Genomic DNA, 15,471 nt, shown 5'->3' with positions numbered 1-15,471 from the left:
TGGTCAAAGGTATATAGAACCACAGGAGACTTCTTTCTCTATACGAAATCTCCTGTGCCAATCTATCAATATTCATCCACAGACGGGAACAAAACTTTATGGCACCGCCACTTTTTTCAGGATAGGATATCTGGACTTATTGGTAGGTGACAAGGCGTAAAGCCGCTCTCCCACACGTACCATGTAAACCAACTCGTCCCCATCACCTGCAAATGTATGGACATGTCCACTCGGAGACGATGAACGGTAGGAAAGGAACTTGCGGACTCTGATATTACCGGGATCCCATGTTTCCAGCTGCTTCTTGTTTTTCAAGGAATACATCCAGTGCTTGCCTCCTTCCTCCTGCCAGACACCGGCAAGATCGGCGCCAACGGAAGAATGTGCATCAGAAACAGGTCCTCCGGAGGAAAGAGTATTAATGTACCGTCTCAACTTCTCGGCCGTATCAATTTCTCCTGCCTCCAAAACATCCCGAAGAACCTTGCCCAAGTAGTTTACATATTTGACCGTGTCGGCATTGCATGCTCGGACATAGCGGGTTTTGTACATCGCTCGGGCTTTTTGGAACTGATCCGCCAATGTTGATCCCTGCGTGCTCTCGGCCATCTTGAAAAGCATGAGATCCACCGCCTTGTTCGACGCCGTATATTGGACAAGCGTTGTCGGATCGACAAAAGCCCAAACTCTCTCCCCGCCCTCCAGAACAAGAACCTCCGGATTGGACAAGTTCATATCCACCTTGCCAAGCGTCTTCGTCCAACGTTTCTTGGAATCATGAGCATACATATACAACTGAGGATGGATATAATGTGACCAGAGATTGGGAGAAACCCAGGCCCCTTTCATAAAATAAGACATGGGAGAAACTCCGCCCTCCTCTCCCGCCGCTGGTTCGGGATTGTTCTTCAATGCCTCGCAATATGCCTGAATAGCCTTGGCAGTCTCAAAGTCGGACATCTCTATGCATTTCATCTGTAATCCCTTCATCTCAGTCACATGCGAAGCAATAAGCGGAGCACAGACAGTCCGTATCCGCTCCCGGTACTTGGCATCCATGCCACGGATGCGCTCGGGGAGCTCATCCGAAAAACAAATTCCTGAAAAAATGGCCGCAGCCAAAAGGAAAAATGAAACTATACGGAAATACATTCTACTCAGTATATAGGCTTTTCCTCCCCGAAGAACAATCACCTTTTCATCCATAGCGGAAAATCATTGCCTCCATACCCCGAATATGACAATTAATTACCAAACTACGGCAAACCAACCACACCTCTTCTCCCTCCTCCCCCCAAAAAACAGGGTAACCGACGCTCCATGCAATCGGCTACCCTGAAATTCAATAGTCAATCCTGCAAAAAAACGCAGACTTAACGATTAATACACATCGCGCTGATAACGCTTTTCCTTGCGCATGGCATCAACATAGGCAACAGCCTCCTCCGGAGACTTTCGGCCCCATACTTCCACCACCTTGACAAGGGCGGCGTCCACATCCTTCGCCATGCGGGAAGCATCGCCGCAAACGTAGAAACAGGCTCCGTCTTCTAGCCACTTCCAGAGGGTTTCCCCTTCGCGTTCCATCAAATGCTGGACATACACCTTCTCAGCCTGGTCGCGGGACCATGCCACCGAAAGCTTGAGCTTGCCGGCTTCCACCAGTGCCGTCAATTCGTCTTCATAGCAGAAATCCGTCGCCTTATACGGGTTTCCGAAGAAAAACCAGTTGCCGCCCGTTGCTCCGGATACGACCCGTTCCTCCAAAAAGGCACGGAAAGGCGCAATACCCGTTCCAGGCCCCACCATAACAACCGGCTTGGAAAGATCCTCCGGCAGACGGAAATTCTTGTTGCTGTGCACAAACACGCGAGCCGTATCGCCCGGATGCACGCGATCCGCCATAAAAGTAGAACACACACCGCCACGCTTGCGACCATGCGTCGTATAGCGCACCGCGCCCACGCACAGATGCACTTGGCCGGGATGAGCATTCGGACTGGAAGCAATCGAATACAACCGGGGCATCAGCTTCTTCAGACAGGCGACCAGAGCTGATCCGTCTTCAAAAGAAACCGGGTAATCGGATGCCAGATCCAACACGTCACGACCCCAGCAATAGTCGGCAATTTTCTCCTTGTCAGCAGAGTCGACCAACGCCTGTAAATCGGCATTGCCGGCAACTGCGGCCCATTTGCCAAGCAAAGATTTGTTAAGATTCGTAATGTCGTAGCCGGAAACAAGAGCATCGCGGAGAGAAGCAGCCCCTCCGTCGGGCATCGACACCTCGCAGCCGGGGCAAAGACCAAGCCGGGCAATCAGGGCATCAACCAACTCGGGATCATTCGTGGGGATCACGCCCAAAGCATCGCCCGTCACGTATTCCAGCCCGGAGCCGGTCAAGTCATATTCAATATGGATGGTTTCCTTAGGGCTGCCTTCACCCGTGATATGTTTGACAGCAAGGACGGGAGCCGGGAACGGATTCTTCTTTCCGTAAGGTTCGGTAGTCATATGTGGGAACAATAATAGATACTGTAAAGAGAGAGAAACAAAAAAAGAGATATATTACCAGCGAATCGCCGCAGCAGCCCAAGTCAACCCCGCGCCAAAGGTCACGATAATAATGTGATCCCCCTTCTTGAAACGTCCTTCGCGATGCGCCTCATCCAAGGCAATCGCACAGGCGGCGGCAGACGTATTGCCGTATTTCTGAAGGTTGACAAACACCCTTTCCTGAGGAATGCGGAGCCTTTGGGCAACGGCATCAATAATACGCAAATTGGCCTGATGGGGAATAATCAAAGCAATATCGTCCGGAGTCAACCCGGCTCGCTTAATCACCGTTTCCGCCGCAGCCTTCATATGCAATACAGCATGACGAAACGTCTCATTACCACGCATCGCCAGCGTCGCCAGGCGTTCATGAGCGTTTTCCGGCGTAATCGGACAAGCGGAACCGCCACCAGGAATACGAAGCAAATCGTGCAAGGAACCGTCCGTGCCGATATCCGTCGCCAGAATAGCGCCGTCATCCGGCTGGTCGCCAAGGCGCAGAATCGCCGCCCCGGAACCATCGCCAAAAAGCACGCACGTCGAACGATCCTCCCAATTAACCACAGTAGAAAGCTTTTCCGCGGCAATAATCAACGCCGTCTTCGCCTGCCCCGTACCGATAAACTGCACAGCCGTTTTCATCGCATACATAAACCCGGAACAGGCTGCGGAAATATCAAAAGCAATCGCATTCTTCGCTCCCAGATTATTCTGGATGTAGCACGCCGTTGCAGGAGTAAACGTATCGGGCGTCACCGTCGCCACAATGATCAAATCCAGATCTTCGGCCGTAATCCCCGCATTCTCCAGGGCACGTTCGGCCGCTTTCGTCCCCATATGGGACGTAAACTCACCCGGGGCGGCAATGCGGCGTTCCTGAATCCCGGTCCGTTCAATAATCCATTCATTTGACGTCTCAACCATCTTCTCCAAGTCGGCATTCGTCAAACGGCGTTCGGGAACATAGGAACCCGTACCGATAATGGTCACAGGCAATCTTTTGAATGGGGTGTCTGATGTGGCTTCCATAGCAGTAAACCTTGCTGAGAACACGTTACAGATATGCAACGTGAGCGGATTCTATGCCATCCGCCCCGTCAAGGCGAGCAGAAAAGACACCATCGCCCGGGCAGACACACTTGAACGTTCTCATTTCAACCAAATTTTCCAAGTCCAACCGGATATCCGACCCGAAAAACCACAACCGGACAACACAGCAGAAGAATAAAACGAATACGTGCAACCACCCCCAGTTCCTCTCTGTCGACAACCTAAAGCAGCCACGCTTGCTGGCCGTCGCGAGGAAGAGCCGCCCCCACCTTCTCATAGGCCGAAGGCATCGCCACACGACCGCGCGGCGTCCGGGAAATATATCCCTGCATAATCAAAAACGGTTCATGGACATCCTCCAGCGTCGATGCATCCTCACCCACAGCAACCGCAAGCGACGACAAACCGACCGGTCCTCCATTAAACTTATAGATCATCGCCTCCAAAAGGCGCTTATCCATCTCATCCAGACCATCGGCATCAATCTCAATCATACCCAATGCCGCCACGGCCACCTCCGAAGTAATCACCCCATTCCCCCTCACCTGCGCAAAATCGCGAACCCAGCGCAACAAAGAATTAGCCACGCGGGGAGTTCCGCGCGACCTCAACGCTATCTGACGAACCCCCTCATACTCCACCGGCACATCCAACAACCCCGCCGAACGAGTAATAATCGTACACAACTCCTCCGCCGTATAATAATCCAGGCGGTTCACCAACCCGAACCGGGAACGGAGGGGACTCGTCAACATCCCTGCACGAGTCGTCGCCCCGACCAACGTAAACTTCGGCAAATTCAATTGGATCGATCGAGCACTCGGGCCCTGGTCAATAATAATATCCAACCGGAAATCCTCCATCGCCGGGTATAAATACTCCTCAATCGCCGGATGCAAACGGTGAATCTCATCAATAAACAGAAGATCTCCCTTCTCCAAATTCGTCAGAATTCCGGCCAGATCACCCGCCTTTTCAATCTGAGGGCCGGACGTCGTATGAATCCGGTGCCCCACAGCATTCGCAATAATATTCGCAAGCGTCGTCTTCCCCAACCCCGGCGGTCCGCTCAACAAAACATGATCCAACACATCGCCGCGTTGCCGCGCCGCCTCCACCATCAACATCAAGCGATCCTTGATCTTCTCCTGGCCGCAGAACTCACTGAACGCAGGAGGTCTCAGCGACAGATCAAACGAAGTCGTCGGAGCCTCGGCCATCCGGGTATAAAGAGATTCGCCCATAACCGTTACAACCCAACCCCAAACACCCCTCCTCCGTCAAGGACGGACTGCCTCCCACTGAAAAAAAATGCAGTAACTACAAATTTGTCTTGTCATCCGCCCCCATCCCACCTAGACTCCGCCCACTTCCTACAAACGGGCAGGTGTCAGAGTGGTCGAATGAGCACGCCTGGAAAGTGTGTGTACTGGCAACAGTACCGAGGGTTCGAATCCCTCCCTGTCCGCCATCAATTTTCCATCGCAATATGTTGTATGTCAATATATTGCGGTTTTTGTTTACAGGGTTATGGGGAAGAAATGGGGAAAAACGCGTTCGTTCTATCATCCCCATAAGCGAATATCACTGTGTCATATAACCGTCGAATTCTCATTTACATTGTACAACATTTTTGTACAATTAAGTTATGACAACGATCACTTATTCGGCTGCTCGAAAAGAACTGGCCCAAACCATCAAAAACGTCCTGGACAACCGCGAACCAATCACTATTTCAAAGAAGGAAGGCAAAGTCATCATGATGCCCTTGGACGATTGGAACGCCTGGCAAGAAACATTCACACTTCTCTCCAATCCTCATATGGCCCAGAAACTGGAACAGGGCATTGAAGAGCTCAACAACAATCGCAACATCATTCGGAAGTCTCAGGAGGATCTCAAATCTCTGGAACAATGATCATTGGATTCAGTTCTTGTGCCTGGGAGGACTATCTATATTGGCAAAAGGAAGACAAGAAGCTTCTCAAGCGGATCAATCTTCTCATTGACGATGCTGTGAAGAACCCAACAGGAGGTATCGGCAATACCGAAGCCTTGAAGCACAACCTATCCGGATGGTATTCCAAGCGCATTACTCACGAACACAGGATGATCTACAGGGTTTCCGGTAATATGCTGGAAATCATTTCCTTGAAAACGCATTATGGGATTTAGGTTCATCCTTGACCGCCATCAATTTTCCGTCGTAATATATTCGTAATGAGTATATTGCGATTTTTTGTTTGTAAGGGTATAGGGAAAAATCAGTCCGATAGAGAAAAGGCTTTCGATTGTCAAATTGACGAAATCGTCAATTTGGCTATTGACTTCTGACTCTAAATCGGCAATATGTGCCATATTGCAATGCATATGGATCAAGACCTTCAACAATTCCAAACACCTGGACAATACATTCAGTTCTTACTGGAAGAAAAAGGATGGAGCCAAAAAGTGCTTGCTGTCGTTTTGCAAGTAGATGAGGCTATTGTAAACAAAATTATTTCTGGTAAAAAAAACTTGGATGCTAAAATGGCGATCGCTCTATCGGATACTTTTTCTATTCCGGCAGATGCATTTCTAACTTTACAAAAAAAATACGAACTTGCTTTAGCCCAAATATTGACAAAAGAGGATCCTGCGAGATTTCGGCGTGCACAATTATTTGCGTCTTTGCCAATACCTGAGATGATAAAACGTGGATGGCTTAATGTTTCTACATATAAAGATGTAGAAAAAGTAGAAAAAGAACTATTGAATTTTTTTCAAACAGACTCCTTTTCCGAAATTCAAAATCTCCCACATGCGAGTAAAAAAACAGATTCAGGGAAAGCAGCGACTCCTACACAAATTGCATGGATTTATAGAGTTAAGGCAATTGCCTCGGAAATGCTTGTTGGACGTTATTCTCTCGCTGCGGCAAAAGCCTCTCTGCCAAAACTAAAAGAATTATTAGTTTCTCCAGTCGCAACAAGAAAAGTATCTAGAATACTTGCGGAATGTGGGATTCGCTTCGTAATTGTTGAGACTTTAAAAGGTGCTAAAATTGATGGTGTATGCTTGTGGTTAGATGATAAAAGCCCTGTTATTGGCATGTCGCTTAGATTTGATCGAATAGACAATTTTTGGTTTGTTTTACGACATGAACTTGAACATGTTATCCAAGAACATGGGAAAACAAATCCTATGCTAGATGTAAATTTACAAATAGAAGAGCATGATCATGAGGGTGTTATTAATGAAGAAGAGTCAATAGCAAATGCTGCCGCAGCAGAATTTTGTGTTCCTCAAAAACAACTTAAAAGTTTCATCGTCCGTAAACGACCATTCTTTTATGATAGAGATATAATTGGTTTTTCAAAAACAATAGATAGACATCCTGGTCTAATTGCTGGACAATTAAGATTTCAATTAAAAACATATAATAGATTTAATTCTCATTTAGCTAAAATAAGATCTATTGTGACAAGAGAAAGCATTAGTGATGGCTGGGGAAATATTGTACCTTTGAATTAACAGCTTAATGAACTTGTAATTATGAAACAAAACAAGACAAAAGAAATAAGGTACCTTATAGAACTCTATAAGAAAGAGACAGGTAGGTTGGAAATAGATATGAAAGAATTAGCGTCTTTTGCTATTTCGAAAGGTTGGGATCCTCCTAAACCTATTACTGCAGAAGAAAGATTAGCCAAAGAATTAGCTAGAGCTGCTAGAGAAGTTACTCGTTCAGATAAAGAAACAGGACAACATTATAGAGTTTACCATGCTGTAAAATTTGATCAAAGTGGCCAAGGATCATTTTGGGTAGATATAGATGAAGCAAAGAGGCCTCATATGATCAAGTCTGCTTACGCTCGACGAGAACAAGTGGTAGGAGATATGTTACAACTCACCCTTGATTTAGATCATTGGAACCGAGTTAACCCTAATGAAGAACCCATCATTATTGAGACTGATGTAACTCCTGATATTGAAGAGAGATTAGCTTTCTCAGGGACTGTAATCATAAGATAAGGATTGAACTATGCACATAACTCACCATTTAAGAAAAATACCTTCTGAAATTCAAGGTCTCTTGAAGGAAGAAACGTATATTGGAATTGCCGTGAAAGAAATCCCAAAAGAATTGTTATCTAGGATTGGTTTTTCTGATAAATTAGAAAATGGTGAATGTGTGTTGCCATCACCTATTTTTGGAAAATACTCAAAATTCAATAGTTTTGGTAGAGATTTGGTATTAAGAGATCAGCCGAAAGAACTCTTTTCGTATGATGTTCTATGGAATCATACAGAATATCACGGTAGAGACAATCCAATCGATGTGTCATCTTTGATCACTATACAGCGGAAAAGATATCCACGAAAACATATCGAAGAACCCTGTGAATTTTTAACGCTCATTTATAAAGAAGATGACTTACATATAGTGAGTCGCCCTATTTCTCTTCAAAGAGAATCTGTGGATTCAATAATCCATTTGATAAATTTAATAGTCGAAATATTTGGATATTGTAATATTTTTGATGCAAGTTTAAATACAGTTTTTGATAAAATTTCTATTCGAAAAAAACAGTGGGAAATATTGCCATTAGGTAAAAAGCCATGGGTAGAAATTGAGAAAACTCTTTCAAAGAGCATTCAATCACATGTACCAAAGGCTCGGCGTAATGTGTTGCTCGAAAGATTACGTGTATTAAATTGCCATAATCCAGATGAATGTGTTATAGGGATAGGAGGATTTAACGGGTATTTTGTTCTATTGTATAAAGAAAAAGATTTAGCTATTTTTGAATCTCCATGGTCTGGCAATGCTACCTATATTTTTTCTATAAAAAATTGGGAAATTGCTTCCCGAAAAACTAAGAAAGAGATTTTGGAAGAGAGTCAAGCATTATTAAGAGTAATACATAAAGGAAAATCATGGTTTCATAATATAAATGATGTTTTAGGGACAAAATAAGGTGTTATTTTTCTTCAATATATCACTAAATTTCTCTCTATTTCTTCCTCTATACATACACTCCCCAAATTCATGGGGATCATCAGGGTTGTGAACTATTGTTATTGCAGCTCTAAATACGTTCAAATTTCCTCCTTTTCTTGTTATTCTCATTGATCTAATATTCTGAACTATTTTCATAGAAATCATTTCAGAATTAATTGTTTCCAATGATTTTTTTGAAAACAGCTTCGTACAAAACACATTGACCATGGTAATGCTTTCAAGGAATCAAACTACAGGTATACTGGGGCAAATCTCTCCATATTCCTTTTCTTCCATTGAACAAGACAGTTTTTCCCATAACATACTCATTTACATAAATTTATAATTTCCAAAGCCATTTCTTCGGTAATAAATTCCAGATATACTGCGGTATACATTTCAGTATCCTCCATATATTTTATATCGACCAAAATATTCATAACTTACTCATTTTAATATATTTTTGAATTCTATTTTCTGCTGTTTCAGCATTTCCATCCAATTTACAGGACCATTGATGACATCAGTATTTCTGCAAATGCCATTGGGTGACAACGGTAATCCGGTTATTTTATTCTGACTATCTCCAGAATCATTTGTGAGGATTTGCAGGCAACTCTCCTTGCCAATTACCTTGTTTCCAAAATAATTCCCATAGAAATCATTTTAGAATTAATTATTCTTTTATCTCTTTAACTCTCTTGATCCCAGCCAATTTATCCAAAGAGGAAATCGTTTTATTAAAAACGCCTTCGTATGAAACTAATTGACCTCGGAAATTATTCCAAAGGATTAAACAAAGGTATACGTGAGAAAAATCTCTCTCTTCCTCTTTACTTATACATTGTATGAGACCATATTTTTTACAACTGACTCATTATGATATATTAGTGAATGCGAAAACTCATTTTATTCCTTCTTTTACTCCTCCCATATCCCCATTGTATAAGACAGTCAGAGACTCCAGGTTAGATAATTGGGATATCAAAAATTGATGGATAATTTCAGTAAAATTGTTATCTTATTCTGAATGCTTCCAGAATTGTTTGTGAGGATTTTTTGATCCCTTACCTTGTGATTATCCTGCTTTCTAAAATAATTTCCGTAGAAATCAATTTAGAATTAATTTACCTATAACCCTTATGCTCCTTGGATTTCATGTGAGGGAGCAAGACGCATGGGATCGAGGGAAAATATTTTTTTGAAAACTGCTTCGTATAAAATCTTCATGGAGGAATTGTGCCATGATTTCAGGCGGTTGTAAGCGATTGGGTTCGACGTGATGAGGTAATTTGCCAATATTGCTTATGAGGACTTCAAACTGGGATGAGGAAAACGTGCGTGATTCTGAGAAATCACCTCAAAAGATATTTTTGCCAGGCGGGGGACTAAGTGGGTTTTCCTCCTTTTATTCCTGATACATTTCCTAATGGAGAAAAAGTCTTCCATTTTTCGGAAAAACAATTTTGAAGTGTTTGGCAAAGTACCCCCTTCATGTGGAAGCTTGTCCGTATATGTTAAGGAAAAATAGGGATAGGCTGCCAATTGGGGGATCGTGTTTGATTCGGAGGGGGTATGTTACCGTATGCCATACCCTGTATAGCAATAGACGCCATAAGGCATCTCTACCCTATAGCGTCTGATTTTGTATGATTGGGGTTATGGATTACTGTTTTCTAGTATTCTCTTCTATCCTAATGAGTGCAGGCATGATTATGGTGACAACGAAGGCCATCATGGAGAAAACGAGTAGTATCCACATCGCGGTTTTTTGAATCTGATCAGAAACTTGATTGGCTTCTTCCTTAGCTGCCTCCTGAGCAAAAGAACGGATATAGGTATTGATGCATTCCAGAAAATAGGACTCCTTATCTGTGGATATATTGTTCTTGATGTAATACTTTTCTGCATCAGCTAGATAGTCGTCCAATCCATCCAGGAAAATAGTACTATGTTCCTTATCCTTCAATGCTTTCGATACCGCTTCTGTGTATTTGGATAATTCGTATTTTCGTAAAATAGCTTCCAGCCGTTCCGTGTTCTTGTCAGCCTGGGGGGCCTGTTTTACGGCTTTCCCGCTGTCATCCTTGAAATCCAGAGTGTTTTCAATGTCCTGAAATCTAGGCACCTGCATTTTTTTCTCAAAAGCAATATTGTATGCGGAGAAAAGGAACAACAGTAGGAAGATAACTAGGAATATCGCTGAGGTAAATTTTCCTATATGAAACGAGAGATTTAGAAATCTATCGATTGTGCTTGATTGCTTGTTGTCGTTCATAGTTGTGAATGGTTTGTTGATGTCCGTCTTGCTTATCTGATTGTAAATGCCCCTTTTGCAGGGTAATAGCCGGAACCGTAAGTTTCAGACATTGTTCCTGACGCTGTAACGTTATTACCTGAAAATATGAGATTCAGATTGAAACTGACCGGATTTGTTGATGTTGACAATGTACCTGTCTGAGTTCCTGTCTTCTCGTATTGGTATGGACCAGCAACTTGTCGGGGTGTGGTATTGCCATTGGAATCATATTCGATTGCATCAAAAGTTACCGCTCCATTGGCAAAAACAAAATTCTTTGCTTCCAGCTCAAAGCCTTCTCCTTCTTTGTAATCAACATACATCTCACCCTCAAAAGTTAATCCATCCAGGGATTCTGGTGCTTCAGCGAGATTATGGGAATCTGATGAGGTGGAGTTTTCACATGACGTTATCAACGCCAATGTGACGAAAGGTAGTAATTTGAGTATTTGTTTCATGTTTTTATTAGAGATCGCTAATTGTAGACGTTTCGATAGATGGGGAATCATTCTGTCCCATCCAGGTTTTGAATTGATGATGGGCTAATAAGCCGCCAACTATGCAAATGATCCAAAAGAAAACCGACATCAGCCAGATACCGACATCCTTCCGTGTTCTTTTGGTGAATTCCCGTGTTGTTTCACCTACAGTCAGTTGACCATGCGAGCCTCCAAGGAGTTTGTACAGCCGATAGCCAGCTCCGATTTTGATCAACCAGCCGAAAAGCAGATAAAGGCTAAGAGTTCCCTTAGTCCAGGTTCGACGGGGTTTGCTTTCGTCGGCATCTACCAAATCATCATAAGCGGTTCTTCCTCCCTGGTATCTATTGGTGGATTGTGTGGTTCCTTTTGGATCGCAAGTGTAGACCGTATCGCCTCTTCTGAGAGTTACTGACATGCCGGTGAATCCAAGTAGTTCACCTTTTCTGGTAAACAGAGTTTGACCTGATGCCCCAATAACACGGACATACATCCCCTCTTGTATTGCAGAATTGATCATTACCATGCAGTAATTTTTATTTTTAGAATCTTGAAGGGAGGTTGAGGCATGTCTGGCGATCCATATATTCCATGCATAGTACCTTCATAAACATTTCCGTTCTTGCTGGTTATGGTGAAAACGGCAGCGGTATCCTGATAAAGATATTCAACGTATCCGTTATCCATGCTCTTACGGGCTGATTGACAGAGTTGATATTCATGCCGAGCGGTATATTTCAGAAATAACTGAGCTTGGCTTCCTTTTGCCGAATATCTAAATTTATCACAATTACCCCAGCCATTGCCCGATTGATCCACATATGTAGTTCTTTCATATCGGTCTTTTCCATTTTTCCTGATTTTCGGCTTTCCGTTCAGCTTAGGATTTTCTCCAGTTATATAGGTAACTTTGTTTTGGACGGTGAAGTATAGTGTATCGGATTCTCCGCTTTGCTGATCCTGATAGGTTATTTCTACTATTGCCCCCTCTAAGGAAGAAGGAACTTTAATACCTTCCAAGGTATTTGTCTGCGTTTGATTTTCTAATGCCTTTTCACAACTTGCACATGATGGTGACAATAGGCAAATTCCTGCTACGAGGACTGATAACAAAGTCTTCATGGTGTTTCTTAATTGAATGATTAGACAATTCTACTTTTTCAATTGGAATTGGATGTTTTTGTAGATGGCTTCTTCACCTGTATAAACAGCATAACCTGCATATGATGTATTGAATTTCAATAACATATGAATACTTTCATACAAGCAATCATCGTCAGCTTCTAATACGACATACAACTTGTCTTTTCCTAATTTTTCGCATGTATAGTTTCCACTATTCCTACCTATCTTCCACATGTTTTTAGAAAAATCGACCTGTGAAATGAGTCCTTCAGAAGAGCATGCATTCCATACCCTGTTCTTGTTGCTATCATAGTTTTCGAGCTTCTGTGCGATTACTTCATTCAAAGGTCCATTTCCAAGAATAGTAGACGTCGCACCTCTATTATTCATAATTAGCGTGTACCCATTCAAAGAAACAGGCACTTCTGCAGATTTTGCATATTGGGTTGCATTGGTCGTTGCTTCATTACCATCTGGGGTATTTGTGCCTGTACAGCTGCAGAATAAAGTGGAGCAAATACCTCCAAGTAACACTACCTTGTTCATGATTAGAATTCTATTGGATTGATTGTTGGAGTGAAAAGTTTCTGAATGATTCAGAGTGGTTTCTCTAGTTTGAATGCGGATAAAATTCAAAGCCCTAACCGCATTCATTGTGTAATTAGTTGCCTGTAACTGTTGTCGTGTATTTTGCTACTCCAAGAATGTTTTCTATTTTTGTGTCCACGGAAGAAACAGACGTTATACCCCCATTATTTTTAGCCGCCTCTACAGATGAGTCGCCTGTTGCGACCAAGGCAAAATATGATCTTGATTGAGACTTACCGACTTTTTTACCGGGGGCGGAGGAAATCCCCGAAGGCAAATTGATATCAGAATATACGAGTCCTACGGGAGCAACGCAGCTGGACAAAGCGCCTGTAGCAGCAACTAAAGGTAATATGAGTAACTTCTTCATGATTGTATTGGTTGATGTTCTATTGGTGGTCGCCAAGGCACATCCTCTGAAAATCACAGAGTCGTTCTCAGCTAACGACCTCATTATGTCTCTTTTTGCGATTCCTATAAACAATTTTTATCTCTAAAAGATAATTTACGAATGAGTTTTTTCGTGGCATCATGCGTCCATGTGCGAGTTTGAAAACATTCGAATGTCGATGAAAGCTAGGAATAAATTATTGGAATCAAAAGGGTTGACATGTTCTCATATTGCCTCTGAATGTAATATTCCGGAGTGCATTGTTCGCAAATGGATGTCGCAAAAGGAGATTCCAAAATCTTTTCAAGATGTTCTGGATAGCTATGTTCGGTGTTACAATAGGGTCTCTTTCCTTGGCGGTGATCAGGAGAAGGGACTCAAGATGGAATTGCCTCTGTCAGATTATTCGGCATTGAGCAAAAAAGCCATGGAGGCCGGTTGTTCTGTCGGGGAATTGATTGCAAGGAAACTGGACGCCCTTGGTAAGGAACCTTGATTGCTTTTGTATCTATTGGAGATAAGGCGGTCTTGTCTTTTCGGATTATGGTGGTACATTAGTAGCATGAGTCACGCAGGGGATCAGGCCGGTTTTAAAAACGAAGTCAAGCAATGGCTGAAAAGCCAGGGTCTTGATTATAAATGGATGGCTGAGCAATGTGGAGTCTCTGAAATCACGGTGAGGAATTGGATGTCCCAGAAGACAATTCCTCCTTTGAAGCAGCAGCTCATAGGAAGGGTAATGGCTCAATTGCCGGTTTCCATTCCTTCATTGAATCCTATTGATACGCCAGGCGTGGAAGTAGACGCCTCATTGACTTTGACGGTCAAGTTATCCCCTACTCTCTATAATAAGCTGGAATCCAAGGCGACCAAACAAGGTCAAACATTGGGAGAAATGGTGGCGAAGGCTATTTCCGGTTTGGTTACCGAAGAAAATCCTTCCTTGCCTTTGAAAAGTCAAAAGGTTGTTTTGCCTCCTCAATCCTGACGGGTAACACCATGCCTTTCCTTCCATGGAACCGTCTCTCTTCTCTCCCAATAATTATCTTCCTATAGATACCGAACTGGGGAATTACCAGATCAAGGGAGTCCTGGGTCAAGGCGGCTTCGGCATCACTTACTGGGCGATAGACCGGCAACTTGGCCGTGAAGTCGTCCTGAAAGAACATTTTCCATCCGGTTTATGCAAAAGGAATCAGGAAAACGCAGAAGTAATTCCCGTCGATGATTCTTGGGGAAAGGCCTATAACCGTTCCCTGGATTCATTTTGCAAGGAAGCCCGTATTGTGGCAGCGTTGGATCATCCCGGTATTGTCCGTATCCATGATATTTTCCAGGCATTGGGAACAGCTTATGCAGTAATGTCCCTGGTGGAAGGCTGTACTCTGGATCAATGGCTGGAACAACACGCCGATGACAGTAAAGTCGTACAGGATCTTCTGCTTCAGTTGTTGGATATTCTCGATTATCTGCATTCAAAGGAAGTCCTCCATAGGGATATCAAGCCCTCAAACATCATCGTCAAGGAGAGCGGAAAACCTGTCCTACTGGATTTCGGTGCAGCCTTGGATGGATTGCCTCAGGAAACCATTACTGTTATGGCCTCTCCTGCCTTTTCTCCTCCTGAACAATATTCGGGACATGGGAATATGGGACCTTGGTCTGATTTATTTGCCCTGGGAAGATCATTTATCAGTTGCTTAGGGGAAAAGCTGGACTCGTATCCCAAGCCCGCTAAAGAAAGCAACCAGACTGGACATTGAGGACAGGTTACAATCAGCGAAGGAATGGAAATCTCATCTTCTATCTTCTTCGGGGAAAAAATCCTTTCATTGGATCTTATGGACGGCTCTTGCCTGTTTTACCGTTGCCGTACTGGCGGGCATATTTCTCATGATTGGAAACGGGAATGCTCCAAGCGAAAAAAGCCCGCTTCTACCGCAAGTATTGTTTCCTGAGCAAGCGCCCAAAACACCTGATAACACAACCCGCGACAATC

At 43.5% G+C, this 15,471-nt stretch carries 19 protein-coding genes and 1 tRNA gene; 10 read left to right on the top strand and 10 right to left on the bottom strand.

Features of this window, described 5'->3' with window-relative positions; genetic code table 11:
• Window positions 1-96 precede the first annotated feature (96 nt).
• The 3 genes from QET93_RS04545 to QET93_RS04535 form a co-directional block, all read right to left on the bottom strand.
• Window positions 97-975: a hypothetical protein gene (locus QET93_RS04545; protein ID WP_280132726.1), complete on the bottom strand. Its 879-nt coding sequence runs from the start codon at window positions 973-975 to the stop codon at window positions 97-99.
• A 405-nt stretch (window positions 976-1,380) separates the two neighbouring features.
• Complete coding sequence (locus QET93_RS04540; protein WP_280127052.1) at window positions 1,381-2,514, bottom strand: sulfite reductase subunit alpha; 1,134 nt, start codon at window positions 2,512-2,514, stop codon at window positions 1,381-1,383.
• A gap of 54 nt (window positions 2,515-2,568) precedes the next feature.
• Complete coding sequence (locus tag QET93_RS04535; protein WP_280127051.1) at window positions 2,569-3,585, bottom strand: beta-ketoacyl-ACP synthase III; 1,017 nt, start codon at window positions 3,583-3,585, stop codon at window positions 2,569-2,571.
• A gap of 40 nt (window positions 3,586-3,625) precedes the next feature.
• Between QET93_RS04535 and QET93_RS04530 the strand changes: the two genes are divergently transcribed.
• Window positions 3,626-3,784, top strand: a complete 159-nt coding sequence (locus tag QET93_RS04530) for a hypothetical protein (protein ID WP_280132725.1) — start codon at window positions 3,626-3,628, stop codon at window positions 3,782-3,784.
• Between the two features lie 43 nt (window positions 3,785-3,827).
• Here the strand turns inward: QET93_RS04530 and ruvB are convergent, their stop codons facing one another.
• The gene (ruvB, locus tag QET93_RS04525; protein ID WP_280127050.1) at window positions 3,828-4,850 is read right to left on the bottom strand and encodes a Holliday junction branch migration DNA helicase RuvB; all 1,023 of its coding nucleotides are present in this window, start codon (window positions 4,848-4,850) and stop codon (window positions 3,828-3,830) included.
• 137 nt (window positions 4,851-4,987) lie between these two features.
• Here ruvB and QET93_RS04520 point away from each other — a divergent pair.
• From QET93_RS04520 to QET93_RS04495, 6 genes are all read left to right on the top strand, one after another.
• Window positions 4,988-5,077, top strand: a tRNA-Ser gene (locus QET93_RS04520).
• Between the two features lie 177 nt (window positions 5,078-5,254).
• Window positions 5,255-5,524, top strand: a complete 270-nt coding sequence (locus QET93_RS04515; protein ID WP_280132724.1) for a type II toxin-antitoxin system prevent-host-death family antitoxin — start codon at window positions 5,255-5,257, stop codon at window positions 5,522-5,524.
• Window positions 5,521-5,781, top strand: a complete 261-nt coding sequence (locus tag QET93_RS04510; protein WP_280132723.1) for a Txe/YoeB family addiction module toxin — start codon at window positions 5,521-5,523, stop codon at window positions 5,779-5,781. Before QET93_RS04515 ends, QET93_RS04510 begins: the two co-directional genes overlap by 4 nt.
• Window positions 5,782-5,976: 195 nt before the next feature.
• Entirely contained in the window at window positions 5,977-7,119 is a 1,143-nt protein-coding gene (locus tag QET93_RS04505; RefSeq protein ID WP_280132722.1) for a helix-turn-helix domain-containing protein, read from the top strand.
• 21 nt (window positions 7,120-7,140) lie between these two features.
• A complete protein-coding gene (locus QET93_RS04500; protein ID WP_280132721.1) occupies window positions 7,141-7,620 on the top strand; it encodes a hypothetical protein in 480 nt (159 codons plus the stop codon).
• Window positions 7,621-7,630: 10 nt separating this feature from the next.
• On the top strand, window positions 7,631-8,566 hold the full coding sequence (locus QET93_RS04495) for a hypothetical protein (protein ID WP_280132720.1): 936 nt from the start codon (window positions 7,631-7,633) through the stop codon (window positions 8,564-8,566).
• 1,690 nt (window positions 8,567-10,256) lie between these two features.
• On the opposite strand, the gene QET93_RS04490 is transcribed toward QET93_RS04495, so the two are convergent.
• The 6 genes from QET93_RS04490 to QET93_RS04465 form a co-directional block, all read right to left on the bottom strand.
• Complete coding sequence (locus QET93_RS04490) at window positions 10,257-10,868, bottom strand: hypothetical protein (protein ID WP_280132719.1); 612 nt, start codon at window positions 10,866-10,868, stop codon at window positions 10,257-10,259.
• A 32-nt stretch (window positions 10,869-10,900) separates the two neighbouring features.
• Window positions 10,901-11,347, bottom strand: a complete 447-nt coding sequence (locus QET93_RS04485; protein ID WP_280132718.1) for a hypothetical protein — start codon at window positions 11,345-11,347, stop codon at window positions 10,901-10,903.
• Between the two features lie 7 nt (window positions 11,348-11,354).
• A complete protein-coding gene (locus QET93_RS04480; protein ID WP_280132717.1) occupies window positions 11,355-11,894 on the bottom strand; it encodes a hypothetical protein in 540 nt (179 codons plus the stop codon).
• Complete coding sequence (locus tag QET93_RS04475) at window positions 11,888-12,490, bottom strand: hypothetical protein (protein WP_280132716.1); 603 nt, start codon at window positions 12,488-12,490, stop codon at window positions 11,888-11,890. Before QET93_RS04475 ends, QET93_RS04480 begins: the two co-directional genes overlap by 7 nt.
• Window positions 12,491-12,520: 30 nt before the next feature.
• A complete protein-coding gene (locus tag QET93_RS04470) occupies window positions 12,521-13,039 on the bottom strand; it encodes a hypothetical protein (RefSeq protein WP_280132715.1) in 519 nt (172 codons plus the stop codon).
• Between the two features lie 115 nt (window positions 13,040-13,154).
• A complete protein-coding gene (locus tag QET93_RS04465; RefSeq protein WP_280132714.1) occupies window positions 13,155-13,451 on the bottom strand; it encodes a TRL-like family protein in 297 nt (98 codons plus the stop codon).
• Window positions 13,452-13,620: 169 nt separating this feature from the next.
• Between QET93_RS04465 and QET93_RS04460 the strand changes: the two genes are divergently transcribed.
• The 3 genes from QET93_RS04460 (at window position 13,621) to QET93_RS04450 (ending at window position 15,235) form a co-directional block, all read left to right on the top strand.
• Complete coding sequence (locus QET93_RS04460) at window positions 13,621-13,968, top strand: hypothetical protein (protein WP_280132713.1); 348 nt, start codon at window positions 13,621-13,623, stop codon at window positions 13,966-13,968.
• Between the two features lie 66 nt (window positions 13,969-14,034).
• Entirely contained in the window at window positions 14,035-14,460 is a 426-nt protein-coding gene (locus QET93_RS04455) for a hypothetical protein (protein ID WP_280132712.1), read from the top strand.
• A 25-nt stretch (window positions 14,461-14,485) separates the two neighbouring features.
• A complete protein-coding gene (locus QET93_RS04450) occupies window positions 14,486-15,235 on the top strand; it encodes a serine/threonine-protein kinase (RefSeq protein ID WP_280132711.1) in 750 nt (249 codons plus the stop codon).
• Window positions 15,236-15,471 lie beyond the last annotated feature (236 nt).

The organism is Akkermansia sp. N21116 (assembly GCF_029854705.2).
In the GTDB taxonomy this organism is placed as follows: domain Bacteria; phylum Verrucomicrobiota; class Verrucomicrobiia; order Verrucomicrobiales; family Akkermansiaceae; genus Akkermansia.
The sequence above is the reverse complement of the archived record's forward strand: the minus strand, read 5'-3'. Positions and strand labels throughout refer to the sequence as shown.

What these genes read in the sequence shown, in the direction of transcription:
- QET93_RS04545 (WP_280132726.1), bottom strand. Translation starts at nt 975, where the DNA reads ATGAAATGCATAGAGATGTCCGACTTTGAGACTGCCAAGGCTATTCAG.
- QET93_RS04540 (WP_280127052.1), bottom strand. Translation starts at nt 2,514, where the DNA reads ATGACTACCGAACCTTACGGAAAGAAGAATCCGTTCCCGGCTCCCGTC.
- QET93_RS04535 (WP_280127051.1), bottom strand. Translation starts at nt 3,585, where the DNA reads ATGGAAGCCACATCAGACACCCCATTCAAAAGATTGCCTGTGACCATT.
- ruvB (WP_280127050.1), bottom strand. Translation starts at nt 4,850, where the DNA reads ATGGGCGAATCTCTTTATACCCGGATGGCCGAGGCTCCGACGACTTCG.
- QET93_RS04515 (WP_280132724.1), top strand. Translation starts at nt 5,255, where the DNA reads ATGACAACGATCACTTATTCGGCTGCTCGAAAAGAACTGGCCCAAACC.
- QET93_RS04510 (WP_280132723.1), top strand. Translation starts at nt 5,521, where the DNA reads ATGATCATTGGATTCAGTTCTTGTGCCTGGGAGGACTATCTATATTGG.
- QET93_RS04505 (WP_280132722.1), top strand. Translation starts at nt 5,977, where the DNA reads ATGGATCAAGACCTTCAACAATTCCAAACACCTGGACAATACATTCAG.
- QET93_RS04500 (WP_280132721.1), top strand. Translation starts at nt 7,141, where the DNA reads ATGAAACAAAACAAGACAAAAGAAATAAGGTACCTTATAGAACTCTAT.
- QET93_RS04495 (WP_280132720.1), top strand. Translation starts at nt 7,631, where the DNA reads ATGCACATAACTCACCATTTAAGAAAAATACCTTCTGAAATTCAAGGT.
- QET93_RS04490 (WP_280132719.1), bottom strand. Translation starts at nt 10,868, where the DNA reads ATGAACGACAACAAGCAATCAAGCACAATCGATAGATTTCTAAATCTC.
- QET93_RS04485 (WP_280132718.1), bottom strand. Translation starts at nt 11,347, where the DNA reads ATGAAACAAATACTCAAATTACTACCTTTCGTCACATTGGCGTTGATA.
- QET93_RS04480 (WP_280132717.1), bottom strand. Translation starts at nt 11,894, where the DNA reads ATGGTAATGATCAATTCTGCAATACAAGAGGGGATGTATGTCCGTGTT.
- QET93_RS04475 (WP_280132716.1), bottom strand. Translation starts at nt 12,490, where the DNA reads ATGAAGACTTTGTTATCAGTCCTCGTAGCAGGAATTTGCCTATTGTCA.
- QET93_RS04470 (WP_280132715.1), bottom strand. Translation starts at nt 13,039, where the DNA reads ATGAACAAGGTAGTGTTACTTGGAGGTATTTGCTCCACTTTATTCTGC.
- QET93_RS04465 (WP_280132714.1), bottom strand. Translation starts at nt 13,451, where the DNA reads ATGAAGAAGTTACTCATATTACCTTTAGTTGCTGCTACAGGCGCTTTG.
- QET93_RS04460 (WP_280132713.1), top strand. Translation starts at nt 13,621, where the DNA reads ATGTGCGAGTTTGAAAACATTCGAATGTCGATGAAAGCTAGGAATAAA.
- QET93_RS04455 (WP_280132712.1), top strand. Translation starts at nt 14,035, where the DNA reads ATGAGTCACGCAGGGGATCAGGCCGGTTTTAAAAACGAAGTCAAGCAA.
- QET93_RS04450 (WP_280132711.1), top strand. Translation starts at nt 14,486, where the DNA reads ATGGAACCGTCTCTCTTCTCTCCCAATAATTATCTTCCTATAGATACC.